Source organism: Herbaspirillum sp. FG34, from assembly GCF_057809315.1.
The window spans coordinates 354,734-381,504 of the sequence record NZ_JBMDJS010000001.1 but is presented as its reverse complement, the minus strand read 5'-3'; the positions used below and the strand labels follow the sequence as shown (position 1 = coordinate 381,504).

19 protein-coding genes are annotated in these 26,771 nt (G+C 65.6%); 16 read left to right on the top strand and 3 right to left on the bottom strand.

The genetic code is table 11. The features are described from left to right. The first annotated feature begins 8 nt into the window (after positions 1 to 8). From bcsA to ACODSZ_RS01575, 12 genes are all read left to right on the top strand, one after another. Positions 9 to 2,303: a UDP-forming cellulose synthase catalytic subunit gene (gene bcsA, locus ACODSZ_RS01630; protein WP_488926901.1), complete on the top strand. Its 2,295-nt coding sequence runs from the start codon at positions 9 to 11 to the stop codon at positions 2,301 to 2,303. Further along, the gene (bcsB, locus tag ACODSZ_RS01625; protein ID WP_488926900.1) at positions 2,303 to 4,609 is read left to right on the top strand and encodes a cellulose biosynthesis cyclic di-GMP-binding regulatory protein BcsB; all 2,307 of its coding nucleotides are present in this window, start codon (positions 2,303 to 2,305) and stop codon (positions 4,607 to 4,609) included. Before bcsA ends, bcsB begins: the two co-directional genes overlap by 1 nt. Then, a complete protein-coding gene (gene bcsZ / locus ACODSZ_RS01620; protein WP_241822691.1) occupies positions 4,602 to 5,825 on the top strand; it encodes a cellulose synthase complex periplasmic endoglucanase BcsZ in 1,224 nt (407 codons plus the stop codon). The genes bcsB and bcsZ overlap by 8 nt, the downstream gene beginning before the upstream one ends. Next, the gene (locus tag ACODSZ_RS01615) at positions 5,801 to 9,841 is read left to right on the top strand and encodes a cellulose biosynthesis protein BcsC (protein WP_488926899.1); all 4,041 of its coding nucleotides are present in this window, start codon (positions 5,801 to 5,803) and stop codon (positions 9,839 to 9,841) included. Before bcsZ ends, ACODSZ_RS01615 begins: the two co-directional genes overlap by 25 nt. Positions 9,842 to 9,874: 33 nt before the next feature. Further along, positions 9,875 to 10,546, top strand: a complete 672-nt coding sequence (locus ACODSZ_RS01610; protein ID WP_008326661.1) for an SGNH/GDSL hydrolase family protein — start codon at positions 9,875 to 9,877, stop codon at positions 10,544 to 10,546. After that, the gene (locus ACODSZ_RS01605) at positions 10,543 to 11,211 is read left to right on the top strand and encodes an alginate O-acetyltransferase AlgF (protein ID WP_488926898.1); all 669 of its coding nucleotides are present in this window, start codon (positions 10,543 to 10,545) and stop codon (positions 11,209 to 11,211) included. The genes ACODSZ_RS01610 and ACODSZ_RS01605 overlap by 4 nt, the downstream gene beginning before the upstream one ends. A gap of 30 nt (positions 11,212 to 11,241) precedes the next feature. After that, positions 11,242 to 12,660 (top strand): MBOAT family O-acyltransferase, encoded by a 1,419-nt coding sequence (locus tag ACODSZ_RS01600; protein ID WP_488926897.1) that lies wholly within the window; start codon positions 11,242 to 11,244, stop codon positions 12,658 to 12,660. Positions 12,661 to 12,667: 7 nt separating this feature from the next. After that, positions 12,668 to 13,855, top strand: a complete 1,188-nt coding sequence (locus ACODSZ_RS01595) for an alginate O-acetyltransferase AlgX-related protein (RefSeq protein WP_488926896.1) — start codon at positions 12,668 to 12,670, stop codon at positions 13,853 to 13,855. A gap of 191 nt (positions 13,856 to 14,046) precedes the next feature. Beyond that, positions 14,047 to 15,384, top strand: a complete 1,338-nt coding sequence (locus ACODSZ_RS01590; protein ID WP_488926937.1) for a hypothetical protein — start codon at positions 14,047 to 14,049, stop codon at positions 15,382 to 15,384. Next, entirely contained in the window at positions 15,377 to 16,096 is a 720-nt protein-coding gene (locus ACODSZ_RS01585; protein ID WP_488926895.1) for a DUF4194 domain-containing protein, read from the top strand. Before ACODSZ_RS01590 ends, ACODSZ_RS01585 begins: the two co-directional genes overlap by 8 nt. Beyond that, positions 16,096 to 18,909: an ATP-binding protein gene (locus tag ACODSZ_RS01580; RefSeq protein WP_008326681.1), complete on the top strand. Its 2,814-nt coding sequence runs from the start codon at positions 16,096 to 16,098 to the stop codon at positions 18,907 to 18,909. Before ACODSZ_RS01585 ends, ACODSZ_RS01580 begins: the two co-directional genes overlap by 1 nt. Before the next feature lie 11 nt (positions 18,910 to 18,920). Beyond that, complete coding sequence (locus ACODSZ_RS01575) at positions 18,921 to 20,150, top strand: toprim domain-containing protein (protein WP_488926894.1); 1,230 nt, start codon at positions 18,921 to 18,923, stop codon at positions 20,148 to 20,150. A gap of 25 nt (positions 20,151 to 20,175) precedes the next feature. Here the strand turns inward: ACODSZ_RS01575 and pcaD are convergent, their stop codons facing one another. The 3 genes from pcaD to ACODSZ_RS01560 form a co-directional block, all read right to left on the bottom strand. Then, positions 20,176 to 20,955 carry a 3-oxoadipate enol-lactonase gene (gene pcaD / locus ACODSZ_RS01570; protein ID WP_488926893.1) on the bottom strand — a complete coding sequence of 260 codons (780 nt, stop codon included), beginning with the start codon at positions 20,953 to 20,955 and terminating at the stop codon, positions 20,176 to 20,178. A 77-nt stretch (positions 20,956 to 21,032) separates the two neighbouring features. Then, positions 21,033 to 21,320 carry a muconolactone Delta-isomerase gene (gene catC, locus ACODSZ_RS01565; RefSeq protein ID WP_008326688.1) on the bottom strand — a complete coding sequence of 96 codons (288 nt, stop codon included), beginning with the start codon at positions 21,318 to 21,320 and terminating at the stop codon, positions 21,033 to 21,035. A gap of 175 nt (positions 21,321 to 21,495) precedes the next feature. Further along, the gene (locus ACODSZ_RS01560) at positions 21,496 to 22,449 is read right to left on the bottom strand and encodes a LysR family transcriptional regulator (RefSeq protein ID WP_008326689.1); all 954 of its coding nucleotides are present in this window, start codon (positions 22,447 to 22,449) and stop codon (positions 21,496 to 21,498) included. 144 nt (positions 22,450 to 22,593) lie between these two features. On the opposite strand from ACODSZ_RS01560, the gene ACODSZ_RS01555 reads away from it, so the two are divergent. The 4 genes from ACODSZ_RS01555 to benB all read left to right on the top strand — a co-directional run bounded on the left by ACODSZ_RS01555 (position 22,594) and on the right by benB (position 26,754). Continuing rightward, a complete protein-coding gene (locus tag ACODSZ_RS01555; RefSeq protein WP_175344082.1) occupies positions 22,594 to 23,787 on the top strand; it encodes a muconate/chloromuconate family cycloisomerase in 1,194 nt (397 codons plus the stop codon). A gap of 49 nt (positions 23,788 to 23,836) precedes the next feature. Further along, the gene (gene catA / locus ACODSZ_RS01550; protein WP_488926892.1) at positions 23,837 to 24,772 is read left to right on the top strand and encodes a catechol 1,2-dioxygenase; all 936 of its coding nucleotides are present in this window, start codon (positions 23,837 to 23,839) and stop codon (positions 24,770 to 24,772) included. Positions 24,773 to 24,886: 114 nt separating this feature from the next. Continuing rightward, positions 24,887 to 26,263 (top strand): Rieske 2Fe-2S domain-containing protein, encoded by a 1,377-nt coding sequence (locus tag ACODSZ_RS01545; RefSeq protein WP_488926891.1) that lies wholly within the window; start codon positions 24,887 to 24,889, stop codon positions 26,261 to 26,263. Then, positions 26,260 to 26,754 (top strand): benzoate 1,2-dioxygenase small subunit, encoded by a 495-nt coding sequence (gene benB, locus ACODSZ_RS01540; RefSeq protein WP_488926890.1) that lies wholly within the window; start codon positions 26,260 to 26,262, stop codon positions 26,752 to 26,754. The genes ACODSZ_RS01545 and benB overlap by 4 nt, the downstream gene beginning before the upstream one ends. The last annotated feature ends 17 nt before the right edge of the window (positions 26,755 to 26,771 follow it).

Here is a 26,771-nt window from a genome sequence, read left to right as displayed (position 1 = left end):
AGCCCGACATGAAATCCCCCGCCACGCTGTCCCCCCACCCACCAGGACAGGAGCCCTCGGCCCGCCCGTCGGCCAATCGCCTGCAGCAATGGATACAGCGCGTCGGCGAGCGCCTCGAAGGTCTGCCACGCGGCCCGCGCCGCCTGGTGCAATGGGCCGTGATGCTGTTTGCCACGCTGCTGGCCCTGCTCATCATTTCGGTGCCGCTGGATTTCACCGCGCAGTGCGTCTTTGCCATCGGCTGCTTTGTCGCCGCGCTGGTGCTGCGCAAGCAGTCGGGGCGCTTCCCGGTACTGGTGCTGATCACGCTCTCGCTGATCGTCTCGATGCGCTACATGTACTGGCGCATCACCTCCACGCTGGCCTTTGAAAGCTGGCTGGACATCGTCTTCGGCTATGGCCTGCTGGCCGCCGAAATGTATTCCCTGCTGGTGTTGACGCTGGGTTACCTGCAGACTGCCTGGCCCTTGCGCCGCAAGCCGCAGATGCTGACCATGCCGCCCTCGCAATGGCCGACGGTGGATATCTTCATTCCCTCGTACAACGAATCGCTGGACATCGTCTCGCTGACCATCTTCGCCGCCCAGGCCATCGACTGGCCCCAGGACAAGCTGCGCGTGCACGTGCTCGATGATGGCCGACGTGAGCAATTCCGCGAGTTCTGCGACAACATCGGCGTGAACTATCTGGTCCGTTCCAACAACAAGCATGCCAAGGCCGGCAATCTCAACGAAGCGCTCAAGGTCACCGATGGCGAATTCGTCGCCATCTTCGATGCCGACCACGTGCCGACGCGTTCTTTCCTGCAGATCTGCATGGGCTGGTTCTACAAGGACCCCAAGCTGGCCATGCTGCAGACGCCGCACTTCTTCTTCTCGCCCGATCCCTTCGAGAAGAACCTCAACACCTTCCGCTCGGTGCCCAACGAGGGCGAGCTGTTCTATGGTCTGGTGCAGGATGGCAATGACCTGTGGAATGCCGCCTTCTTCTGCGGCTCCTGCGCCGTCATGCGCCGCACTGCCCTGACGGAAATCGGCGGCATCGCCACCGAGACCCTGACCGAGGACGCTCACACGGCGCTGAAGATGAACCGCGCCGGCTACAACACCGCCTATCTCGCCATCCCCCAGGCGGCCGGCCTGGCCACCGAGAACCTGGCGCGCCACATCCGCCAGCGCGTGCGCTGGGCGCGTGGCATGGCGCAGATCTTCCGGGTGGACAATCCCTTGAAGGGACGCGAGCTGCGACTGGGCCAGCGGCTGTGCTATCTCAACGCCATGCTGCACTTCTTCTATGGCTTGCCGCGCCTGATCTTCCTGACCGCGCCGCTGACCTACCTGTTCTTCGGTGCCCATATCTTCCACGCCTCGGCGCTGATGATCACGGCCTACGTGCTGCCCCACGTGCTGCACGCCAGCCTGACCAACTCGCGCATCCAGGGACGCTTCCGCCATTCCTTCTGGAACGAGGTCTACGAGACCGTACTGGCCTGGTACATCCTGGGGCCGGTGCTGCTGGCGCTGATCAATCCCAAGCTGGGCGGCTTCAACGTCACCGACAAGGGCGGCATCATCACCGACGATCATTTCGACTGGAAGCTGGCGCGTCCCTACATGTTGCTGCTGGCGCTGAACGTGGCCGGCCTGGGCTTCGGCATCTGGCAACTGATCCACGGCGACCCCAATGCCGTGACCACCATCCTCATCAACATGGCGTGGACGCTCTACAACGTCATCATCAGCAGTGCTGCCATGGCCGTCGCCTCCGAAACCCGCCAGGTGCGCAGCGAGCCGCGCGTGGCGGCCGAGCTGCCGGTGCGCATCAAGTGCGATGATGGCAGCCTCATCGAAGGCACTACGCTGGACTTCTCGCAGAAAGGCATCGGCCTGCGCCTGCCGGCCGGGGCGACCATCGCGCGCAATGCCCGCATCGAGGTCACGCTGTTCCGCAATGATCAGGAGAAAGTGTTCCCGGCAGTGGTGGTGTTCAGCCGCAACGACATGGTCGGTGCGCAGTTCCACGAACTGACGCTGCGCCAGCAAAGCGAACTGGTGCGCCTGACCTTTTCGCGCGCCGACATCTGGGCCAACAACTGGGGCAAGAGCCGTCCCGATACCCCGCTCAAGGCCCTGCGCGAAGTGGCCGGCATCGGCATGAATGGTATCCGGCAAATGTTCAAGGCGCTGGCGATCCAGCTGCGCCGCCGGCCCGCCGAAGCACGCGCGCCTGCCTCGGCAGCAGCAGCCTCCGCCTCATCGGCAGCTCCCGCACCTGCCATGGATAACACTCTGGAAAAACAATAATGAAAACGAAGCAGCCTCAAGCGCAGCGCGCCCTGTTGCGCCAACGCTCCCTGTGTCTGATGCTGGCGGCGGTGATGACCGCCGGCAGCCTGCCGCTGCCGGTGCTGGCGGCCTCTGCTGGCAGTCCCGCGAGTGCGGCCACGCCCGGCCTGCCCGCACCGGTTCCGGTAGCCGGCGACCCTTACGTGTTCACCTTCAAGCAGCTGGGGCGCAATGGCTCCATGAACCTGCATGGCGTGGACGCTACCGACAGCCTCAACTTCGACGTGCCGGTCTCGCTGGTGACCACCGGCGCCCACGTGACGCTGTATTACACCTATTCCCCGGCCTTGCTGCCGGACCTCTCGCAGATCAACGTGATGGTCAACGACGTGGTGGCCGGCAGCATCCCGCTGCCCAAGGAAGGCTCGGGCAGCATGCAGACCGCCAAGGTCGACATCCCGCCCAAGCTCATTACCGAATTCAATCGGCTGAGCCTGCAATTCATCGGCCACTACACCATGGGCTGCGAGGATCCCCTGCATTCCAGCCTGTGGGCGCGCGTGGCCAATGGCTCCACGCTGGACCTGCAGACCACGCCCTTGCCGCAGAAGGATGACCTGGCGCAGATGCCATTGCCCTTCTTCGACCGGCGCGACATCCGCATGCTGAGTCTGCCCTTCGTCTTCGCGGGGAACCCTGACAACGGTACGCTGGAAGCGGCGGGTACGCTTTCTTCCTGGTTCGGCGCGCTGGCCGCTTATCGCGGCGCGCGTTTCCCGGTGCAGATCAATGCCTTGCCGCCGCGCGGCAATGCCGTGGTGATGGTGGCCGGCGAGGCCCCCACCAGTGTGGCCGGACTCGAGGTGGCCGCCCCCAAGGGGCCGACGCTGACCGTGCTGCCCAATCCGAATGATGCCAATGGCAAGCTGCTGGTGGTGTCCGGTCGCAACGTGGGCGAACTCAGGCAGGCTGCCGCCGCGCTGGCGCTGGGCAGCAAGGGCCTCTCGGGCAGCTCGGCAGTGATCGACAAGCTGCAGCCGCTGGCGCCGCGCCAGCCGTATGACGCGCCCAACTGGTTGCCCACCGATCGCGCGGTCAAGCTCTCCGAACTGATCGATCCCAAGCGCCTCAACGTGTCCGGCTACAACCCCGGCGAGATCACCATCCCCCTCAATTTCCCGCCGGCTCTCTCCAACTGGCGCCAGGATGGCGCGAAGCTGAAACTGGTCTATCGCTATACGCCCCAGCCCAAGTCCACCAACTCGTCCTTCCTGGTCAGCTTCAATGATGGCCTGATCAAGTCCGACATCCTGCTGCCCAAGGACAAGCTGGACAAGAGCCTGCTGGCTTCGATCAAGGATGAGGCCCTCACGCGCGAGATGGATCTGCGCCTGCCGCTGAACCTGGCCGGTCCGCAATCGCGCCTGCAACTGCGCTACATGTATGACTTCGTCAAGCAGGGCGAATGTCAGGACATCATCATCGACAACGTGCGCGGCAGCATCGATCCCGATTCCACCATCGACCTGCGCGGTTACGATCACTTCATGGCCATGCCCAACCTGGGCGTGTTCAAGGATGCCGGTTTCCCCTTCACGCGCATGGCCGATCTCTCGGAGTCGGCCGTGGTGTTGCCCGACAATGCCAGCACCGACGATCTCGCTGCCTACCTGACGCTGCTGGGCCGCTTCGGCAGTGCCACCGGATACCCCGCCACGGGCGTGGTGGTGACCCAGGCCGCCCAGGTCGACAAGGTCGCCTCGCGCGACCTGCTGGTACTGGCCTCGGGCCAGAACCAGCCATTGCTCAAGCAGTGGGCCGATCATCTGCCGGCGGCGGTGACGGGGGACAAGCAGCGCTTCGATGTGGGTGATTTCGCCCTGCGCGTACGCAGCTGGCTCAAGCTCGCCGACGATGACCAGGCCAAGCGCCGTGCGCGCCTGGCACTGGCCTTCACGGGCGGCGAACCGACCTCTTATCTGACCGGTTTCGAGTCACCGCTCGACAGTGGTCGCAGCGTCGTGGTGCTGGCCGGTGGCGACGCCACGGGCCTGGACCAGATCCTCGCGGCCATGGCCAGCAAGGATCCCGAAGCCGAGACCATCCAGGGCAGCCTGGTGGCCGTACGCGGCACCACCATCGATCCGCTGCTGGCTGAAGAACAGTATTTCACGGGCAGCATGTCACCGCTGCGCATGCTGCGCTGGTGGCTGTCGCGCCACGTCCTGGCCATGTTCGTGCTCATTGCCGGTGGCATCCTGATGCTCGGCGGCCTGGCCTACCTGACCCTGCGCGCCAAGGCGAGAAAGCGTCTCAATGCCTGAGCTGTCGTTTCAATTTCGACGCCGCAGCCTGGTCAAGGCCATGGCCGCGCTGGCGCTCGGTGGCGTAGCCGGCGTGGTTGAGGCCGCACCCGCGTCCTCCGCGTGTGCAGTCACGGACTGGCCGGCCTGGCAAGCCTGGGCCAGCGGCCACGTGCAGCCCGATGGACGGGTCCTGCATTCCAGCCTGCTGCCCAATCACACCACCTCCGAAGGTCAGTCCTACAATCTGTTGCTGGCGCTGATCGCCAACGATGCACAACGCTTCGAGCAGATCTGGAGCTGGACCCGCGACAACATGATGGGCGCCGATGCCGCCAACCGCCTGCCGGGCTGGCTGTGGGGGCAGGGCGCCGATGGCAGGTGGCAATTGCAGGATGCCAATTCGGCTTCCGATGCCGACCTGTGGATCGTCTACGCCCTGCTGGAAGGCGCACGCCTGTGGCAGCGCCCGACCTACCGCAGCGATGCCCGGCGCCTGCTCGACAGCATCGAAGCGCGCCTGGTGGTGGACCTGCCGGGCCTGGGCAAGATGGTGTTGCCGGGACCGCAGGGCTTCAACCAGCACAACCAGGTCTGGACGCTCAATCCCAGCTATCTGCCGCTGCCGCTGCTGCGCCGACTGCACAAGGAGCGCCCCAAGGGGCCCTGGCAGCAGATCGCCAGCAATACCGTGCGCATGATCCAGGCCACCAGCCCCAAGGGTTTCGTGGCCGATTGGGTCGGCTACAAGATGACGGCGGTACAGGCTGGTCAGTTCATGGTCGATCCGGCCAAGGGCGAGCTGGGCAGCTATGACGCCATTCGTGTCTACCTGTGGGCCGGCATGACCTCGCCGCGCGACCCTGATGCCGCCGCGCTGCTGGCCGCACTGGACGGCATGCGCCAACGCATCCTCGCCACCGGCGCTGCGCCCGAGAAGGTGGCCGTGACCACCGGCGTGGCCGAAGGCCAGGGGCCCTTCGGGTTTGGCGCGGCCCTGGTCCCCTACCTGCAGGCCAAGGGGGAAACCACCCTGGCCGCGCAATGGCAGGCGCGCGCCGCACAGCAACTGGAAAGCGGACTGGCGCAACCCAGCGCGCAACCTGAAATCCTTTACTACAACGTCATGCTGGGCCTGTTCGGAATCGGATGGGCCGAGAAGCGATACCAGTTCCGCGATGACGGAACACTCAATCTGTCCTGGGAGAAGTCATGCGCACGCGCCGTACCACGCTAGCCATCGGAGTGCTGACCGCGCTGCTGGGGGCCCATGCCGCACCGGTCCTGGCCGAGTCCGCGGAGATCGAGGCCCAGTTGGTGGAGCAGGGCCAGTACTGGCAGGCGCGCAACAACAACCAGCGCGCCGCCGAGGTGTGGCAGAAGGTGCTGCAGCTGGACAAGTCCCAGGTCAATGCGCTGTACGGCATGGGTCTGATCGGCGTCAAGCAGAACCGACCACAGCAGGCCAACGACTATCTGGAACGCCTGCAGGCACTCTCGCCCCAGCCCTGGCAGGCCCGCCAGCTGGCGCAGGACATCGCCCTGGCGCGCCCGGAAAACCAGGCCCTGCTGGCCGAAGCGCGGCGCCTGGTCGATGCCGGCGAGCGTGACCGCGCCACCGATACCTTCCGCAAGATGTTCAACGGCCTCACCCCTTCGGGGTCGGTGGGCCGCGAGTATTACAACAACCTGGCCTTCAACGATGCCAGCTGGCCGGAGGCACGCAAGGGCATGGAACGCCTGTTGCGCGAGACACCGGGCGACAGCATCCTGGCCCTGTTCTACGGCAAGCAGCTGGCGCGCCATGAAGACACCCGGGTGGAAGGCATCCGCGTACTTTCGCGCCTGACCAAGCAGGTGGACATCGCCGGTGATGCCGATGAAAGCTGGCGTCTGGCACTGACCTGGCTGGGGCCGCCGACACCGGCGCAGGTGCCGCTGTTCGAGGACTTCCTCAAGGTGCATCCGGACGACAAGGACATCCGCGATCTGCTGGCCAAGGGCCGGGCGCAGGTGGCCGCCGCGCAGACGCCCACGGTGCTCTCGCGCGGCTTGCAGGCGCTCGAGAAGGGCGATCTGCAGGAAGCCGAAAAAGCCTTCCAGGAGCGTCTTTCCACCCATCCCGATGAAGCCGATGCGCTCGGTGGCCTGGGCGTGGTGCGTCAGCAGCAGAACCGCCTGGCCGAGGCCGAACCGCTGCTCGCGCGCGCCGTCGCCAGGGGCGGCAGCGGCTGGAAGAAGGCGCTGCAAAGTGTGCGCTACTGGTTGCTGATCCAGCGCGGCCGCGACTTGCAGGCACGCGGCCAGAGCGCCCAGGCGCAAGATGCACTGACCCAGGCCCTGCGCCTGGATCCGAACAATACCGACGGCCTGGTGGCCATTGCCGACATCGAAGCCACGGCCGGCCGACTGGAGGCTGCCGCCGGCCATTATCGCCAGGTGCTGGCGGTGCAGCCGGCCCAGGTGGGCGCCATTCGCGGGCTGGTCAACGTGCTCTCGCAAAGCGGCCGTGCCGACGAAGCGCTGCGCCTGCTCGACAAGCTCACCCCGCAGCAGCAGGCCGAGTTCGGCGACCAGGGCCGCCTGCGCGCCCTGCGCGCCACTCAGCAGGCCAACCTGGCCGAACAGCGCGGAGACCTCAATGCCGCCCTGGAGGCCATGCGCGAAGCCGTACGCAACGACCCCGACAATGTCTGGACCACCTTCGATCTGGCGCGCCTCTATGTCAAGTCCGGTCAGTCGCGCCAGGCACGCGTGACCATCGACGACTTCACCCGCGCGCATCGCGACAACGTCGATGCGCTCTACGCCAGTGCCTTGCTCTCGGTGGAGATGGCGCAGTGGCAAGATGCGCAGGACACGCTGAGGCGCATCCCCGAGGCCCGTCGCACCGCCGCCATGACCGAGCTGATGCGCCAGGTCACGCTGACCATCCAGGTCGGCCATGCCACCGAGCTGGTCAAGACCGGTCAGCGTCAGGAAGCCCTGGCCCTGCTGGACCGCGTGCAGCCCGATGCAGCCGGCAATGCCGAACGTACCGGCACGCTGGCCTCGGCCTATGTCGACGCCGGTGACACCCCACGCGCGCTGGCGCTGATGCAGCCGCTCATCGCGCCACCGGCCACGCCGACCATCGGCACCCGCCTGCAATACGCCTCGGTTCTGCTCAAGGCCGGTGAGGATGCCCAGGTCTACGGCGTACTGACGGCCTTGCAGAACCAGAACATGGACGTGGGCACCCGCAAGCAATACGACGACCTGCGCTTCCTGTACCGTGTGCGCCAGGCCGAACGCCTGCGCGAGGGCGGCGACCTGGCCGCAGCCTACGACACGCTGGTCCCGGCCCTCTCGCAGCGCCCCAGCGATGTCGGTGCCGTCTCGGCGCTGGCCCGCATGTTCAATGCCGCCGGCGACAACGCCCGTGCCCTGGCGCTCTACAAGCCGCTGGCCGCGCGCAATCCGCGCGACGTCAATGTCTTGCTGGGCGCGGCGGATACAGCCATGCAGGCGCGCGAGAACGACTATGCGATCAATCTGCTGGAGCAGGTCGGCAAGCTCGACAGCACCGACCCCGCCACGCTGACCGAAGCCGCGCGCATCTATCGGGCGCTGGGCAAGGTCGGTGAAGCCACGGCGCTGTTGCGCCGGGCGGTGGCCATCGAAAACGGCGCGCGCCAGCGCACCCTGGCCGCGCGCGGCAATGGCTTCGACCCGGCTGTCAATCCCTTCCGTACCCGACGCACTCTGCCGGGCAACGAGAACGTGGCTGCCATTCCGCCGCCGGCGGAAACCCTGCTGCGCCCGGCCATGATGGCGGCCGCAGCCCCGGCTGCCAGCGATGTACTGCCCACTCCCGCAGCGGCGCGCGCCAGCACGTCCACGGCAGCGCCGGCGGTGGCCTATGGCCAGACGCTCGGTCCGGTGTTCAGCAATGCAGCACCGGCCCAGATGGCCCAGACCACCCAGCCTGCCGCGATGCGCGGCTACGCACAGCCGCCGGTGCAAGCCGCGGCCACTGGCACCGCCTTGCCCGGCGCGGCCAGTGCAGCCCAGCGCGCTTTGCTGGCACTGCAGGGGCAGGGCGACCAGCCCACTGACAATCTGAGCCCGGCACAGCGTGCACTCAACGACATCCTGCAGGCCCGCAGTCCCTACGTCACGCAAGGCGTGGTGGTGCGCGGCAATGCCAGCGAATCCGGTCTGAGCCGCATCAACGACATCGAAGCCCCGCTGGAGGCCAACATGCCCGTCGGTAACGGCCGCGTGGCCGTGCGCGTGACCCCGGTCTCGCTGGATGCCGGCGCCATGACCGATGAGGCGGCCAGCCGCTTTGGCGGCGGCGGCTCCAGTGCTACCGGAGTGGGCAAGCAGAGCGCCAGCGGGGTAGGCGTGGCGGTGGCCTATGAGCGTCCCGACGATGGCATCAAGGCCGACATCGGCACCACGCCCAGCGGTTTCAAGTATTCCAACGTGGTCGGTGGCGTCAGTGTGGAGCAGCCGCTGGGCGGCAGCAGCACCAACCGTTTCGGCGTGACGGTCTCGCGGCGTGCCGTCAATGACAGCATCACGTCCTTTGCCGGCAGCACCGATACGCGCGTGGGCCGCTCCTGGGGCGGCGTGACCGCCAACGGCGGACGTGCCGAGATGAGTTCGGACGATGCCCGCACCGGCGTCTACGCCTATGGTGCCCTGCACAGCCTGCAGGGCCACAACGTGGAATCGAACACGCGCGTGGAACTGGGCGGCGGCGCCTACCAGTACCTGACCAACGGCAACGACGAGAAGATGACGGCAGGCGTCTCGGCCACCCTCATCAGCTACGCCAACAACCAGAACTTCTACACCTATGGTCACGGCGGTTACTTCAGTCCGCAAGCCTACCTGGGACTGGGCGTGCCGGTGACCTGGGCCAAGCGCACCGACCGCTTCAGCTTCCAGCTCAAGGGCTCGGCTGGGGTGCAGTACTTCCGCCAGGATGGTGCCGATTACTTCCCCACCGATGCCGCCCTGCAAGCGGCCAGCGGCAAGAGCTACGCCCAGCAGACCAAGACCGGCATCGGCTACAGCCTGGAAGGCAGCGGCGAATACCGCTTCGCGCCGCGCCTGTTCGTGGGCGGCACGCTGCGCCTGAACAATTCGAGCGACTTCCGCGAACTCAATGTCGCCATGTACCTGCGTTATACCCTGGAGGACATGCAGGGCAGTTTCCTGACCTTGCCGGTCAGCCCGTATCGTTCGCCGTATTCCAACTGATTTGACTGAACACTTTTTGATAGAGAGATCGCCATGGCAGCTGCATCCATCCTCGCTGGTCTGAGTATCCTGGTCCTGGGCGAAAGCCACATGAGCCTGGCCGACCACCTCACCGAACCCCTCAACGCCAAGCTGGTCCAGATGGGCGCCAAGGTCCACTCCATCGGCGCCTGCGGCGCCAGCGCCGGCGACTGGCTGACCACCAAGAAGGTCGATTGCGGCGCCGAGCAGATCGACAACGGCAAGATCCAGATCAAGGGGCGCGATGCCACCACCACGCCCATCACCGAGCTCATCGCCAAGGACAAGCCGGACCTGGTCGTGCTGGTCATCGGCGACACCATGGCCTCCTACGACAAGCCCGACTTCCCCAAGGCCTGGGCCTGGCAAAGCGTGACCAGCCTGACCAAGGCCATCGCCGCCACCGGCACCAAGTGCGCCTGGGTCGGCCCGGCCTGGGGCAAGGCCGGCGGCATGTACCACAAGAACGATGCGCGTACCGAACTGATGTCGCGCTTCCTGGCGGCCAACGTGGCGCCCTGCACCTACATCGATTCGCTGACCATGTCCAAGCCCGGCCAGTGGATCACCACCGATGGCCAGCACTTCACCGTGGCCGGCTACAAGTCCTGGGGCGCAGCCATCGGCGATGCGCTGGGCAAGCTGCCGGCCGCTGCCGTGAGTGCCAAGGGCGGCAAGAAATGAGCGCGCTGCGCGTACTGGCGGCCAGCATCGCCCTGCTGGGCTGCGGCGTAGCGATGGCAGCCGATATTCCCTTGTATCCGACCGGCCCGGCCGAGGATGCCGCCTTCATCCGCTTCATCAACGCCACCAGCGAGCCGCTGCAAGTGGTGGCCCGCAAGGGCCAGCCGCCCTTGAAGCTGGAGGCCGCCAAGCCGGTCTCGTCGTTCTTCCCGGTGCAGGCCAAGTCCACCATCAAGGGCACGCTCACCGTCGGTGCCAGGAGCCTCGAGCTGGGCGTGCAAGCCAAGCCGGGCGAGTTCGCCACCGTGGTGGTGCTGCCTGACGCCAAGGACATCCGCCAGGTGACGGTCCAGGACAATCCGGATGACTTCAATGGCCTCAAGGCCTCGCTGGCCTTCTTCAACCTCGACGCCTCCTGCAGCGGTGCCGCATTGCGTCCGGCTGGCCGTACTGCCGACCTGTTCAAGGGCGTGGCGCAAGGCAGCCTGCAGCGGCGCTCCATCAATCCGGTCAAGCTTGCGGTGCAACTGGTCTGCGGCGGCAGCAACACCGGTCCTGCCCTGGATCTGGGCGAGCTCAAGGCGGGCGAGCGCTACAGCGTGCTGCTGCTGCCCTCGGCCAGTGGTCCGCGATTGCTGGCGACCACCGACAAGCTGGCCAATTGAGTGATTCATCGACGTTGACTGCGCCACGCCATGGTCTTTGCCTCGCTTGAATTCCTCACGCTGTTCCTGCCGCTGTTCCTGCTGGTCTATGCACTGGCGCCGCAGCGCGCACGCAATGGCGTGCTGCTGGCGGGCAGCTGGCTGTTCTACGGCTGGCTGAGCCCGCTGTTCCTGTCGCTGCACGTGGTGCTGACCATCGTGGCCTGGGTCGGCGGGCTGTGCGTCGATCGGGCCCGGGAGCAGGGTGGCCAGCGTCGTCCCGTGCTGCTGATCGCTCTGGTGGTCTTCAATACGGCCGTGCTGGTCTGGTACAAGTACGCCAACATCGTCGCCGCCACCCTGAGCGAGGTGATGCAGCATTACGGTGCCCTGCCGCCGGCCTGGCAGAAGGTGGCGCTGCCGGCCGGACTGTCCTTCATCGTGCTGCAGGCCATCTCCTACCTGGTGGACGTGCAGCGCCGCACGGTGGCGGTGGAGCGCAGCTTCATCAATTACGCCACCTACATTTCCATGTTCGGGCACTCCATTGCCGGACCCATCATCCGTTATGACTGGGTACAGCGCGAGTTGCGCCAGCGCTGGTTCAACCGGGAGAATTTCTCCCTGGGTGCGCGCCGCTTCATGGTCGGCATGGCCATGAAGGTGCTGGTGGCCGATACCCTCTCGCCGCTGGTCGATGCCGCCTTCCACCTGGAACATCCGGCGCTGGTGGATGCCTGGATCGGCTGCCTGGCGTATTCGATGCAGCTGTTCTTCGATTTCTCCGGTTACAGCGCCATGGCCATCGGCCTGGGCCTGATGCTGGGCTTCCACTTTCCCGAAAACTTCAACCATCCTTATCTGGCCGGCAGCATCCAGGATTTCTGGCGGCGCTGGCACATCTCGCTCTCCAGCTGGCTGCGCGATTATCTCTACATCGGCCTGGGCGGCAACCGCCACGGGGTCTGGAAGACCTATCGCAACCTGTTCCTGACCATGGCCATCGCCGGACTCTGGCACGGCGGCGACAGCTGGAACTACCTGCTGTGGGGCTCGGCCCACGGTGTGGCGCTGTGCATCGATCGCGCCTGGTCGCGCTCGTCGCTGCCGGCCATCCCCTCCTGGCTGGGCCATGTGCTCACGCTGCTGTTCGTGTGCCTGGCCTGGACCCTGTTCCGCGCCCCCGATTTCGACACCGCCCTGGCCATGTATGCGGGCCAGTTCGGCCTGCATGGACATGGCCTGAGCGATGCGCTGGCCGTGATGCTGCGTCCGGTACAGGCGCTGGCTGTACTGCTGGGCCTGTTCTGGATCGTGGCACCGCTGTGGCAGTCGGCGCTGGAGGCACGCTGGGGCAGGCGCGCGCTCTATCTCTGGTTCGTGCAGCTGTGGCCGATTGCGGCCTTCCTGCTCTCCTTCGCACTGATCGCCAGCCGCGAGACCGTTCCTTTCCTTTATTTCCAGTTCTGAGTCCACGATGAGCACGCCTCCCGTTTCCGCTGCGCATACGCCCCCTGAGCCCAGCGCCATGGCGCGCCGGGCCAGCCGCTGGGCCGGTAGCGCGCTGGCCGCCGTGCTGTGTGCCGGATTGCTCTCCTGCGGCTGGCTGGTGTATGCCGGCAAGATCGACTGGCTGCCTGCCCGCTGGACGCGCGAGGATGCCTTGCACGGCGAGCTCACGCATCTGCTGGCCAAGCAGCTCTCCAATGCCTGGCTGCCTGACCAGGCCGCCAGACTGGAACGTGCCGGCAGCTGGTTGCTGCTGGGCGATACCGGCCCGCGCGTGCGGGTGGGCTGTCCCGGCTGGCTGTTCCTGGCCGAAGAATTGCAGGTCAATCACCACGCCCAGGCCAATGCCCAGGCCAAGCGCGCCGCCGTGCTGGCGATCCGCCAGGCGCTGGCGCGTCGTGGCATCGGGCTGCTGGTGGCAGTGGTGCCGGACAAGAGTCGCATTGCCGCCAATGCCTTGTGTGGCCTGACGCGCCCCCCCGAATTGAATACCCGCGCAGCGCTCTGGGTGGCCAGTCTGCAGCAGGCCGGCGTGAGCGCCATCGATCTGGCCGCCACGCTGGCGCCGCTGGGAACGGCGGCCTATCTGCATACCGATACCCACTGGAACGAGGCCGGTGCCCGCGCGGCGGCCCAGGTGATTGCCGCGCGCATCGTCGCATCCGGTTTCCATGCCACGCCCGAGCAAGCCTACTCCGCCCAGCCCGGCCCCATGGCGCGTCGTCCCGGTGACCTGGTGCATCTGGCCGGTCTGGACTGGCTGCCGCTGCGCTGGCAACCGACCCCGGAAAGCGTGGCCGCCACGGTCTTCACGGAAGTGCCCGGTGCAGGGGCCGGGCAGGGCGCTGCCACCAAGGGCGGCGATGATCTCGACGACCTGCTGGGCGACAGCCAACTGCCCAACGTGGCCTTGATCGGCACCTCCTTCTCGCGCAATTCCAACTTCCTGGGCTTCCTGCAGCAAGCCCTGGGCGCGAAGATCGGCAGCTTCGCCAGGGATGGCGGCAAGTTCTCCGGCAGCGCCCGCGAGTACTTCGCCAACCCGGCCTTTACCCAGACCCCGCCCAAGCTGGTGCTATGGGAAATCCCCGAGCGTGACCTGCAGACGCCCTATGAGCCCATCACCCTGGCACCTGGTCCCGTGAGCCAGCATTAAGCCTGGCTTAATGCTGTCACTACGGGCATTAATGTTGCGTTAATGCAATAAATCATTTCCTTTCCGCTGCATTTTCCGTTGCCCCATCGTCCGCTTTGCTGGAGGCTGTCCCGCGGGCCTGCTAAACTTGCCGGTCCGCCCACTGACCGGGCCAGGACCCAGGCTTGTACCTGGTCAACCGCCACGACAAATTGACAGAAGAATTCGACCCCGCTCCCCTTGCGGACGAGCATGAATCCGGCTCCTTCGAGAGCTACTTCCGCGATCCTTCGCAAGCCGCCGAAGCGCCCCTGGCCTGGGGCCTGGGCCAGCGGCTGGACGTGCTGGACGCCTTGCGCGGCCTGGTCTCCGGCGGCCAGGCGGCGGCGCGCCTGCGCATCTGGATGTTCCTCGAACTGGCGGCGCAGCCGCAGGGCCGCCTGCAGCGCGAGGACCTGAACCAGCTCTTCTATGCCTTGAAGCCCGAGGCCATGGAAGCGGCCTTGAAGCGCCTGCGCGACCTGGGCCTCCTGGTCTGGGATGCCACCGGCCAGGATTACCAGCTCTCGCCCATCGCCCAGCAGGTGCAAGCCCTGCTGGCTCCGCTCACGCGCGCCGTCGGCGAGGATGACGAGATGGCCGCGCTGCTCTCTCAGGTCGCCGGTGCGCAGGCACTGGGCCTGTCTGACGCCAGCCAGATCCGTCACCTGCATGCCCAGCTGGCGCGCCTGCACGACCAGTTCGCCGATGCCATCGCCAGCGGTTCGGAAGCCCTGCTGCGCCAGGCTCAGCCGCGTTTCGAGCGGGCCTTGAAACTGGTCAATCGCGCCGGTGAAGCGCTGACTGCGCTCATCCGCAGCGAGCACGCCGACGCCCGTCTGGAGCGCGAAGCGCGCGCCCTGGGCAATGGCCAGGCGCGCCTCTTGACCATGGCCAGCCAGTTCACCCGCGCCCTGCAACAGGCTGACCGCCAGCGCGTCACCCTGGGCAGCACCGGCGTGACCAGTTCGGATGTGCGGCGCTGGCTGCAGGCGCATGCGGACTTGTCCTCGCTGATGGGGGAGGCGCTCTCCATGGGCGTAAAACCGGTCTTCGTCAGTGGCCATGAATTGCTGGACGTGGCCGAAGGCGAGTTCGAGCGCGACCGCCCCGATGCCCAACGCTCGCAAGGTTTGCCGCCTCCGGCCCAGGCCGTGGAAGGCAAGATCGAGGCCCTGCGCATGCCCGCCGAGCTGGGCGAGCTGATTGAACAACTCACGCGCCTGGGCGTCCTGCCGGAAGGCGAGGAGGCCGCCGAGCTGCAACCGCAGCCGCTGAGCACGGTGGTGCTGGGCGGCAGTTTCGGCAAGGCGGCCTATCGCCTGCAACTGCTGCCGCTCCTGGGCGACGCCCAGGCGCGCACCCTGCAAGGGCAGACCGGCGACCTGGCACGCCTGCCGTGGCAAGCCGGTTTCCTGCCGCGTGTCGATAAAGTCGATGACCCCGATGTCGCCGCCATGAGCGCCGGGGCCGTCCATCCAGATCCATCCCGGGAAAGACCGAATGAGTGAGACCCTAGACGAGGCCGGCCTGTTGGCCGCCGAACTGCTGGCACGCCGCTGGCTGCCCCGCAAGCACCCGCGCGTGCGCCGCGCCCTGGTCGATGCCGACCTGTGGCAAGCCCTGCAGGACCGCCTGGCCCAGGTCGGCCTGCGCCTGGTGGACAACATCCACGCCGACCACATCAGCGTGGTGCTGGTGCGTCCGGCCGAATCCGCCGTCTTCGGCGAAGCCGGCATGAATGCCAACAACAACCTCGACCTGCCGCGTGACGCCATCTCGCTCTTGGTAGTGCTGTGGGCGCTGATCGTATTGCCCAAGCGCGAGCGCCAGTCGGCGCGCGCCGCCGGCGACGACGCCCAGCAGCAGGACGAGATGTTCCAGACCGAAAAGCCCATGCCCAGCGCCGCCGAGGTCAGCCCGGTGGTGTCCTATACGGCACTGCTGGCCGACTTCGGCAACCAGCTCGGCAAGAAGACGCGCATGGACACCAACCTGCGTCGCCTGGAAGCCCACGGCTTCATCGTGCGCCGTGGCGTGGACATCGCCGAAGGTCCCTTGCTGGACCTGCTGCTGGACTACGATGCCCTGGCCCCACGCATTCTTGACGGTGCCTTAGGCGACGTGCTGGCCCGCGCCACGGTGCGCGACGAGAGTGGTGCCGCGCAGGCCGAGGCCGACGCCGATGCTACCGATGAATCATCCGAAGAGGGAGACGCCTGATGTTCCACCTGCAATCGCTGGAACTGTTGCAGTGGGATTATTGCCAGCGCCTGACGCTGCCCCTGGACGGTTCCATCATCACCATCGCCGGGCCCAACGGGTCCGGCAAGACCACGCTGCTCGATGCCATGCGCACCCTGCTGGGCCTGGATTGCTCGGGCGGGCGCAGCTACAAGACCTATGCCCGCCACGCCAATGCCGATACCACCTGGCTGCGCGCGACGGTGGACAATCGCCCGCATGGCCGCCAGAGCTCGACCCGCCCGTTCGCGCGCAACCTGCTCTATGCGGACCAGGTCACGCTGGCCTGCCGCATCGAACGCAACGGCGGCGACTGGCAGCGTCGCTACTGCATGAGCGATGGCGACGTCGCCATCGAAACCCTGGCGCAATTGCCCGAGAAGGATTGGCTGGGCCTGGACCACTGGCGCAAGCGTCTGGAAGGAGCCGGCCTGTCGCGCGCGATTGCCCGCGTGCTGGCGCTGGAGCAGGGCCAGACCGACCGCCTGTGCGAATTCTCTCCCAAGGAATTATTGCGCCTGGTCTTTGAAGTCTTTGGTGACCAGGAAGTGCTGGACCGCTACGAAGAAGCCCGTCGCCATCAACGCGACCTGGCCGCCGAGGTCACGCTGGCCGAACAGGAGCTGGCCTACAGCGAAGCGCAACTGGCACAGCTGGACAGCCGCGTGACCCTGTATCGCCAATACCAGGGCAAGCTGCGCGAACGCGAGATGCTGTCCACCGAAGTCATTCCGGTATTGCGCTGGCACGAGGAGCGGCAGGGCACGGCCACGCGCCTGCGCGAACTGCATCGCCAGCGCCTGCACCACCATCATCTGCGCCGCCAGCGCAGCAGTGACACCCTGCTGCTGTCCTCGCTGCTGACGCAGCAACAGGCTGCGCGCGAGAAGGTCGCCACGCTGGAGCGCGACAAGGCCGATGCCCAGCAGGCCCAGCAAAAGGCGCGCGACGCCGAAAAACCCGTGGAAGAACTGGTCAAGCAGGCCGATGAACTGCTGGCCCTGTCTGCCGTGGAAGGTGATGCCACGCAACTGCTGGCGCGCGTGGATGAACTGGAACAGCAGAAGAACACGCTGCACGACCGCTGGCGCGATCTGGAGCAGCAGCGCAAGGACGCCAGCGGCGCGCTGGAGCGCCTGACCGGACAACGCCAGGCCCCGCGCCCGAACGACGTGCAGCAGTTCACGCGGGCCTTGCGTCAGGCCGGTATCGCCCATCATCTGCTGGCCGACGTGATCGAGATTGCCGATGACCACTGGCGTGCCGCAGCCGAAGGCGTCTTGCGCGCCTCGTGCTGGGTAGTGGTGCTGGACGATCCCAAGGATGAAGCTGCCGCCATGGCCCTGGCCGAGCGCGAGCGCTATCGTCACTACGTCGTAGCCGACGCCGCCACGGCCAGCGCGCAGCCGCCGGCAGAGAGTCTCCTGGCGGTGCTGCGTTTCTCGGCCAAGGCACCGTCCTGGCTACTGCGCCAGCTGGCGCAGATCCGCCGCGTGGCCGATACCGTGGAAGGTGCGCGCAGCGGCGGCGAATGGATCACGCCGCAAGCCTACTGGCGCGATGGCCGCGGCGGGCGCAGCGTGTGGCGCGACCCGGGCGACTACCAGTTCGGCGCGGCGGCACTGGCGGCGCGTCAGACCTCCATCCAGAAACGCCTGGCCACGCTGGACGAGCAATTGACGGACGTGGTCCTGAAGCAGAGCGACATCAAGCGCCAGCTCGACGCCGCCAAGAAAGCCACCGAGGGCCACCTCGCCGCAGAGGCGCTGGCGAAGCGAAGTGAAGAATTCGAACAGGCACGCCGCCAGTTGCCGGCCCTGCGTCAGGCGCGGGTGGCTGCCAGTGAACGTTGGGGTCAGCTGGATGCCCGGCACGCCGAGGCCATCGAACAGCGCACCATCCTCGATGGCAAGCTCGATGCCCTGCAACGCCGCCTGCGCGACAGCGAAGGGGATCTTGCCGGGCAGGAGCGTGAATGGCGTGCACGTCACGATGAGCAGCGCGCCCGTGCGCTGGCCTCGCGCGCACAGAAGAGCCGTTTCCCGGCGCACTGGATTGTCGCGGCGACGGTGCAGGCTTTGTACGAGAAATACACCAACGCCAAGCAGGCCGAGCTGCGCATGGCTTCGGTGGAGAACGAACTGGAGAGCGGCCAGTGGGAGAAGGACGGTACGGTTGAGGACAAGCACCTCATCATGCAGGGCACGGTGGGCAACCAGCGCAATGAACTGGATGCGCGCAAGATCAGCAATCACCAGGCCGAGGAAGCCGTGGGCAATGCCCGCGAACGCTACATCGACGTACTGCGCGCCACCGTGCGTCGCTATCGCAAGAACATCGTCGACCTGGGCGCGCTGGCCGGGGTGGTGGTCAGCGCCGACCTGCCGCATCTGGACAATGACGACACCATCCTGCGCCAGGCCGAACTGAAGGTCAGTTTCAACTTCGACGGCAAGGGCGAGATCGGCCTGAACGACGGTGAAGCCTCGGGTGGCCAGCAGGTCATCAAGTCGCTGATCCTGCTGGTGGGCTTGTTGAAGGACGACGACATGCCGGGTGGTTTCGTCTTCATCGACGAACCCTTTGCCCACCTGGACGTGCGCAACATCCAGCTGGTCGGCAACTTCCTCAAATCGACCCGTGCGCAATACGTGCTCACCACGCCGATCACGCACAACGTCGAAGTCTTCGAGCCGGCCGATATCACGCTGGTCACGTCGAAGAAACCGCGCGAGGCGCGCTGGGCGCCGCCCATTGGCGTGTTGCAGCGGCGCTTGCGGTTGGATGCCTGAGGGCCTCAGCGATGCGCAGCCTCATCGAGATGCCGCGCGGTCGCAAAGGCCGTGATCTGCAGTCTGCGAGCGAGCCGCCCCCCGAGCTGCCCTTGCTGGATGCCGACGAGCGCGCGGCCCTGTTGCGCTGGGCGCGCGGCGAGGCCGCCACGCGCAGTCGCGAGGTCTTGCTCAAGGAGGCCGCCAGCGCCGGGCTCTCCATCGAAAAAGCCGAGCGTCTGTGCCAGCGCCTGCTCAACGAAGGCTGGATCAGCCAGCGCGAAGAACTCAGCGGTGGCAACTGGTTGTGGAAATCCATCACCTGGCGCGATCTGCGCCAGCTGCAATCCTTGCTCGGGATTGCCCATGCAGGCCAGCGCCAGGAGGAGCGTGAAGCGCTGTTGGCGCACTCGCGCCACTGGCTGCAAGCGCGCACGCAAGTGGAAGCAGTCGTTGCCCTCGATCCTGATCTGCTCGATGAACTGAGCACGGCCCTCGCTGCGCTGGAGGCAGAGAAGACCTTGCGCCGCGATCTGCTGGCCGAGCGTCTGGGCTTGCTGGAAGCGATTGCGTCCTGGCACGACAGTGGCCAGCAGGGATTACGTCGCAATTTCGCCCTGCATGCGCGTGACCTCACCAAGGCACTCAGTGCAAGCGAATGGCGCTGGCTGGAATCGATGTTTGATCTGGAACGACTCGGCATCGCCAACTTCGCGCAAGTGGGATGGCTGGCCGGCGATCTGCTCCTGTCATGGCAAGCGCACAGGGTGGAACTCGCTCCGCTGCATTGCCTCGGCCTGCCGCTGGAAGATCTGCGGCGTTGTGAGCGCATCACCTCGCCGCAACGCTGGTGGCTCATCGAGAACCGCGCCAGTTTCGAACACCAGGCGAGACAACGCCCTGCGGGCGTGGCACTGCTGTGGATGCCGGGCCGTCCCTCATTGGGCTGGCTGGACATGGTATCGCATCTCCTGCGACTGGCCCCGGCGCCGGCCTGGATCAGTGCCGATGCCGATCCGGCCGGTGTCGATATCGCCTGTACCGCAGGGGCGCGCTGGGAGCGTGCCGGGCTTCGGTGGGAGCCGTATCAGATGGGATTGGTGCAATGGGAAAACACTACTCAGCGCTGGCCCTTGAATGCCCACGACGAACGTCTGCTGGCCGCGCTGTTGGCGCGGCAGAGCCTGCCTGATTCCTTGCGCTGCCTGTGTGAAGCGATGCAGGCTGAAGGCCGCAAGGCCGAACAGGAAGCCTGGCTGTAAGGGCCAGCGTCCTGTCCTTTCTTTCTCACTCCGTCAGGAACTGAACCACCGCCTGCGTGAAGGCACGGGGCTGCTGCTGGTTGGAAATGTGGGCCGCATCGAATTCCACATACAGCGCTCCGGGGATGCTGGCGCGCATGAACTGTGCATCGGTCGGGGGCGTCGGCACGTCGCCACTGCCGGCAATGACCAGCGTGGGCGCACGGATGCCTGCAATCGCTTCTCTCAGATCATTGTCGCGCACCGCGGCACAGGCGCCTGCGTAGCCTGCGGCCGGGGTGGCCAGCAGCATGGCGGTCAGGTCCTGGACCTGCTGCGGATGCTGCGCTGCATACTCGGGCGTCAGCCAGCGCGAGACCACGGCGGCGGCAATGGCAGAGAGGCCATCACGCTGCACCGTCTCGATGCGACTGTTCCAGGCGTCCGCCGTGCCGATCCTGGCGCCCGTGTTGCAGAGGATCAGTTTGTTCACACGCTCGGGATGATGCACCGCCAGCCACATGAAGGTGCTGCCGCCCATGGAGAGTCCGCAGAAGTGCGCTTGCGCAATCTCCAGCTGGTCCAGCAGGGCGATCACGTCGCTGCCCAACTGGGTGATGGTGTAAGGGCCGGGCGTGACCTCGGACTGGCCGTGACCACGCGTGTCGTAGCGCAGCACGCGGAAGTGCTTGCTCAGTTCGGCAATCTGCGGATTCCACATCGCCAGCGAGGTGCCCAGCGAGTTGGACAGCACCAGCACCGGCAGGGCGGCGTCGCCGTCGAGCTGGTAATGCAGTTTGATTCCGTTCAGGGTTGCGAAGGGCATGAGTAAATCCTTGGCCCGCGCCACCGGACGGTGGGTGCGGGCGTGTGTGAATCAAAAAGCGTCAGATGCGCCGGGAATCAGCCAATCTGCGCGATGGCCGAGGGATGCTGGGTCAGCGGTGTGACCGAAATGGTCATGAACGGGTAGAGCGGCAGGGCCGAGAGGATGTTGTGCAGCTCATCATTGCCGGACACATCGAAGATGCTCACGTTGGCATACTGACCGACCACGCGCCACAGGTCGCGCCACTTGCCTTCACGCTGCAGCTTCTGCGACATCTCCTTCTCATCCTTCTTCAACTGGTCGGCCACGGCCTTGTCGAGCGTGGCGGGAATGTTGACCTGCATTTGAACCATGAACAGCATGATGTTTGCTCCGTTGTCGTTATAGGGGATGTTGCGATGTTCGATAGTCGAACATAAATCCTTTATTCGCACAAACCAGTGTAGGCGTCCGTGCTTGGACCTGTCAACTTGGGCAGACGGTTTTCTCCGCGTCAACAGCGATCCGCCTGTCGCTGCGGCGCCGTCTCCATGCGGCTCAGTCGCGTCGTTCGGGAATCGGAAAGCCGGTGGCCGGGAAGGAGCTGGTCTCGATATCGAGCCAGGCCGGGCGCTCGGCATACATGTCGGCCACCAGTTGCTTGATGGCCTCGATGTACCAGGCATTGTCGTTGATGCGGTGGGTCAGGATGATGGGCGAGGTCGCGCGGGGATCGTCGATGAGCCGGTAATGCAGGTCATTGCGCAGCCGTGCCGAGGCCGGGATCAGGCACAGCCCCGATTCGGCCGCCACCAGGCCCAGCGCGGTCTGGATCTCGCGCACTTCATGCACTTCGGCCGGGTGGATGTCCTGGTCGTTGAGCAGACTCAGGATGTGGTCGGCGAAACTGGGGCGCGGCTCCTTCGGATAGACGATCAGCTTCTGCCCGTGGACTTCCTTGAGGTTCACGCGCTGCTGGCTGGCCGCCAGCGGGAAGGAGGGCGGGATCGCCAGCACCAGTTTTTCCTCGCGCAGGACGATGCGCGCCACCGTCGCGTCATTGCTGCGGATACGCCCGAAGCCGACGTCGATGCGGCCCGACTTGAGGGCCGCAAACTGCTGCATCGAGGTCAGCTCCAGCAACTGGATGTCCACCTCCGGGTAGTGCTGGCGCAGCTTGCGCACCAGCACCGGCAGGCCGCCATAGAGGGTCGAGGCGACGAAGCCGATGGACAGCGTCTGGCGCTGGTTCAGGCCGATCTGCTGGGTGGCGTTCTTGAGTTGTTCCAGGCGATTGAGGATCTGCAACGCCTGCTCATAGAACACCCGACCGGCTTCGGTCAGGCGCAGCGGACGGCTGTTGCGCAAGATCAGCTGCACCCCCAGTTCTTCCTCCAGCAGCTGGATCTGGCGCGACAGCGGCGGTTGCGCGATGTGCAGTTGTTCCGAGGCGCGGGTGAAGTTGCGCGTATTGGCCACGGCCACGAAGTATTTCAGTTGTCTGATGTCCATGGCGGAAAATCATATCTCACAGAAACTAATGATGTCTAATTCTTTGATTTTTATAGGAGGTATTGGAAACTATATAAAAAAGGTATGAAACTAGACGAATTTAGTGTTGGCAATGGCAGGGCTTCCGGGTGTTCAATGCAGTCCATGGATACCCCACAACACCTTCACGCTGCGGCCCCGGCCCTGATCGACCGGGTCGAGACCTTCCTGGTCGATCTGCCGACCATCCGCCCGCATCAATTGTCCATGGCGACGATGAACGGCCAGACCCTGATGCTGGTACGTCTGTACTGCTCCGACGGCACCGTCGGCGTGGGGGAGGGCACCACCATTGGTGGCCTGGCCTATGGTGCCGAATCGCCCGAGGGCATGAAGCTGGCCATCGATACCTACTTCGCGCCGCTGCTGCTGGGGGCCGACGCCGGCCTGATCCCGGCCATCATGGCGCGCCTGAACAAGGCCATTTGCGACAACCGCTTTGCCAAGTGCGCCATCGAGACTGCGCTCTTCGATGCCCTGGGCCAGCGCACCGGCCTGCCGGTCTCGCAGCTGCTCGGCGGTCGTGCCCGCGAAAGCCTGCCGGTCGCCTGGACCCTGGCCTCGGGCGACACCGCCAAAGATATCGACGAAGCCGAACGCATGCTGGCCGCGCGTCGTCACAGGATTTTCAAGCTCAAGATCGGTCGCCGCGACGTCGATGCCGATGTGGCCCATGTGGCCGCCATCAAGAAGGCGCTCGGTGATCGTGGCGCGGTGCGGGTGGATGTGAACATGGCCTGGAGCGAACTGGAGGCCCAGCGCGGTCTGGCCGGTCTGGTCGATGCCGGCTGCGAACTGGTGGAGCAACCGGTGGCTTCGGCCCAGGCGCTGGCGCGCCTGAAGGGCAAGCACGCCATCGCCATCATGGCCGATGAGTCGCTCACCGGTCCGGCCTCGGCCTTTGCGCTGGCGCGCATCGGCGGGGCGGACGTGTTTGCGATCAAGATCGAACAATCCGGTGGCCTGCGTGCGGCCCAGCAGGTGGCCGCCATCGGCGACGCGGCCGGCATCGAGCTTTACGGCGGCACCATGCTGGAAGGGGCCATCGGCACCATCGCCTCGGCGCATGCTTTTGCCACCTTCCGTGAATTGCAGTGGGGGACGGAATTGTTCGGCCCGCTGCTGCTGACCGAGGAAATCCTGGCCGAGCCTTTGCGCTATCAGGATTTCGAACTGGCCATTCCCAACCGCCCTGGCCTGGGCATCGTGCTGGACGAAGAGCGTGTGCAATACTTCCGGCGCGACCGCAGGCAAGGGGCGACAGTGACAGCAGTGAGGCCGGCCACCCTGGCCGGATAAAACAAGAAAAGCACTTTCCCCATCAACAAGATCAATTAGGAGACTCAACATGGCAGCCAAGATTTTCAGCACCCCCGAAGTTCAGGACTTCCTGCGTCTGGCCAGCGGCCTCGATACCGAAGGCGGCAGCCCGCGCACCAAGCAGATCGTGCATCGCATCCTGTCCGATTTGTTCAAGACCATCGAAGACCTGGAGATTACCTCCGACGAATACTGGGCTGGCGTGGCCTACATCAACCGTCTGGGCGCGGCCAGCGAAGCCGGTCTGCTCTCGCCCGGCCTGGGCCTGGATCGCTTCCTGGACATGCGCATGGATGCCGAAGACGCTGCCCTGGGCATCACCGGCGGTACCCCGCGCACCATCGAAGGACCGCTGTACGTGGCCGGCGCGCCGGTGACGCAGGGCTTCGCGCGCCTCGACGACGGCAGCGACCAGAGCGGCCAGACCATCATCATGCACGGCACCGTCTACGGCGCTGACGGCAAGCCCATGGCGGGCGCGCAGGTCGAAGTCTGGCACGCCAACACCAAGGGTTTCTATTCGCACTTCGATCCGACCGGTGAGCAGAAGCCCTTCAACATGCGCCGCACCATCATCACCGATGCCCAGGGCCGCTACAAATTCCGCAGCATCATGCCGGCCGCCTATGGCTGCCCGCCGGCCGGCCCCACCCAGGGCCTGCTGAACCAGCTGGGCCGCCACGGCAACCGTCCGGCGCACATCCACTTCTTCGTCACGGCCGAGGGCCATCGCAAGCTGACCACGCAGATCAACATCGACGGTGATCCGCTGATCTATGACGACTTCGCCTACGCCACCCGCGAGGGTCTGGTGCCGCCGCTGGTCGAGCGCACCGATGCGGCCAGCATCAAGGCCGAAGGACTGGAAGGTCCGTTCGCCGAGATCGTCTTCGACATCAGCCTGACCGCACTGGTCAACGGTGCCGACAACCAGGTCGTGGACCGTCCGCGCCTGGCCGCCTGATCCCCTGATCGTTCTGCGCCAGCCGGGCTGGCGCACGACTGTCCCCTCCCCGCCGACAGACTTGCCGCGATGCCTTGCAGCGCGGCAGGCGGGGTGCACCCTGGAGAACCTGACATGACCACCCTTGCCGCCGCCGACAAGTACGAAGAGGTCGAACGCCTGCTCGACACCGCCCTGGACGAAGACGCCACCAACGGCATCTTCCGCTGCCGCCGCGACATCTTCACCAATGCCGACCTGTTCGAGCTGGAGATGAAGCACCTGTTCGAATCGAACTGGGTCTACCTGGCCCATGAGAGCCAGGTCCCCGAGATCAACGATTACTACAGCACCTGGATCGGCCGCCAGCCGGTGGTCGTCACCCGCGACAAGAACGGCGAACTGCATGCCGTCATCAATGCCTGCGCCCACAAGGGGGCCATGCTGTGCCGTCGCAAGCATGGCAACAAGAGCAGCTTCACCTGCCCCTTCCATGGCTGGACTTTCTCCAACAGCGGCAAGCTGTTGAAGGTCAAGGACGAGAAGACCACCGAATATCCGGTCTCCTTCAACAAGAACGGCTCGCATGACCTGACCCGCGTGGCGCGCTTCCAGAACTATCGCGGCTTCCTCTTCGGCAGTCTGTCGGAGGACGTGCTGCCGCTGGAAGAGTACCTGGGCGAGACCCGCGTCATCATCGACCAGATCGTCGATCAGGCCCCCAACGGCCTGGAAGTCCTGCGCGGCAATTCCAGCTACCTCTATGACGGCAACTGGAAGATGCAGATGGAAAATGGTTGCGATGGTTACCATGTCAGCTCGGTGCACTGGAACTACGCCGCCACCATGAGCCGCCGCAAGGAAGGCGGCACCAAGGCCACCGACGCCAACAACTGGAGCAAGGCGGTGGCCGGGGTATATGGTTTCGAGAACGGTCACATCCTGCTGTGGACCAATACCCTGAACCCGGAAGTGCGCCCGATCTGGAACCAGCGCGAAGAACTGGCCGCCCGCGTGGGACAGGCGCGCGCCGATACCATCGTGGCACAGACGCGCAACCTGTGCCTGTATCCCAACGTGTTCCTGATGGACCAGTTCGGTACGCAGATCCGCGTGGCCCGTCCGATCAGCGTGAACCAGACCGAGATCAGCATCTTCTGCTTCGGCCCCAAGGGCGAGAGCGATGAAGACCGCCGCGTGCGGATTCGCCAGTATGAGGATTTCTTCAATGTCTCCGGCATGGGTACCGCCGACGACCTGGAAGAGTTCCGCGCCTGCCAGGCCGGCTATGCCGGTTCGGCCGTGCGCTACAACGACATGAGCCGGGGTGCGCCGCTGTGGAAGCAGGGCCCGGACGAAAATGCGAAGAAGATGGGCATGAACCCCAAACTGAGCGGCGAGCGCAGCGAAGACGAAGGTCTCTTCGTCTGCCAGCACCACTACTGGACCGAGCAGATGCGCAAGGCCGTCAGCAAGGAACGCGCAGCCGCAGGGCAAGGAGAACAAGCATGAGCCAGCCGACCCGACTCGATGCCGTCTGCGCCTTCCTCTATCGCGAGGCGCGCTATCTCGACGAACGCCAGTGGGAATCCTGGCTGGAACTGTACGCCGCGGACGTCGAATACTGGATGCCGGCCTGGGACGATGACGACCAGCTCACCGAAGATCCGCAGCGCGAGATCTCGCTGATGTATTACGCCAATCGCGATGGTCTGGAAGACCGCGTCTTCCGCATCAAGACCGAGCGTTCCAGCGCCTCCATGCCGGAGCCGCGTACCAGCCACATGATCGCCAACGTGGAGATCCTGGAGGAGACCGATGACGCGCTGGAGGTGCGCTACAACTTCCATACGCTGTCGCACCGCTACAAGATCACCGACCAGTTCTTCGGCACCACCCTGGTGAGCTTGCGCAAGACCGAGGATGGCCTGCGGATCGCGCGCAAGAAGATCGCCCTGAAGAACGACTACATCCGCCAGGTCATCGACGTCTATCACGTCTGACCAGAGCGCAGGAGACA

Coding starts and splice junctions, on each gene's coding strand:
- bcsA (WP_488926901.1), top strand. CDS start 9: ATGAAATCCCCCGCCACGCTGTCCCCCCACCCACCAGGACAGGAGCCC.
- bcsB (WP_488926900.1), top strand. CDS start 2,303: ATGAAAACGAAGCAGCCTCAAGCGCAGCGCGCCCTGTTGCGCCAACGC.
- bcsZ (WP_241822691.1), top strand. CDS start 4,602: ATGCCTGAGCTGTCGTTTCAATTTCGACGCCGCAGCCTGGTCAAGGCC.
- ACODSZ_RS01615 (WP_488926899.1), top strand. CDS start 5,801: ATGCGCACGCGCCGTACCACGCTAGCCATCGGAGTGCTGACCGCGCTG.
- ACODSZ_RS01610 (WP_008326661.1), top strand. CDS start 9,875: ATGGCAGCTGCATCCATCCTCGCTGGTCTGAGTATCCTGGTCCTGGGC.
- ACODSZ_RS01605 (WP_488926898.1), top strand. CDS start 10,543: ATGAGCGCGCTGCGCGTACTGGCGGCCAGCATCGCCCTGCTGGGCTGC.
- ACODSZ_RS01600 (WP_488926897.1), top strand. CDS start 11,242: ATGGTCTTTGCCTCGCTTGAATTCCTCACGCTGTTCCTGCCGCTGTTC.
- ACODSZ_RS01595 (WP_488926896.1), top strand. CDS start 12,668: ATGAGCACGCCTCCCGTTTCCGCTGCGCATACGCCCCCTGAGCCCAGC.
- ACODSZ_RS01585 (WP_488926895.1), top strand. CDS start 15,377: ATGAGTGAGACCCTAGACGAGGCCGGCCTGTTGGCCGCCGAACTGCTG.
- ACODSZ_RS01580 (WP_008326681.1), top strand. CDS start 16,096: ATGTTCCACCTGCAATCGCTGGAACTGTTGCAGTGGGATTATTGCCAG.
- ACODSZ_RS01575 (WP_488926894.1), top strand. CDS start 18,921: ATGCGCAGCCTCATCGAGATGCCGCGCGGTCGCAAAGGCCGTGATCTG.
- pcaD (WP_488926893.1), bottom strand. CDS start 20,955: ATGCCCTTCGCAACCCTGAACGGAATCAAACTGCATTACCAGCTCGAC.
- catC (WP_008326688.1), bottom strand. CDS start 21,320: ATGCTGTTCATGGTTCAAATGCAGGTCAACATTCCCGCCACGCTCGAC.
- ACODSZ_RS01560 (WP_008326689.1), bottom strand. CDS start 22,449: ATGGACATCAGACAACTGAAATACTTCGTGGCCGTGGCCAATACGCGC.
- ACODSZ_RS01555 (WP_175344082.1), top strand. CDS start 22,594: ATGGATACCCCACAACACCTTCACGCTGCGGCCCCGGCCCTGATCGAC.
- catA (WP_488926892.1), top strand. CDS start 23,837: ATGGCAGCCAAGATTTTCAGCACCCCCGAAGTTCAGGACTTCCTGCGT.
- ACODSZ_RS01545 (WP_488926891.1), top strand. CDS start 24,887: ATGACCACCCTTGCCGCCGCCGACAAGTACGAAGAGGTCGAACGCCTG.
- benB (WP_488926890.1), top strand. CDS start 26,260: ATGAGCCAGCCGACCCGACTCGATGCCGTCTGCGCCTTCCTCTATCGC.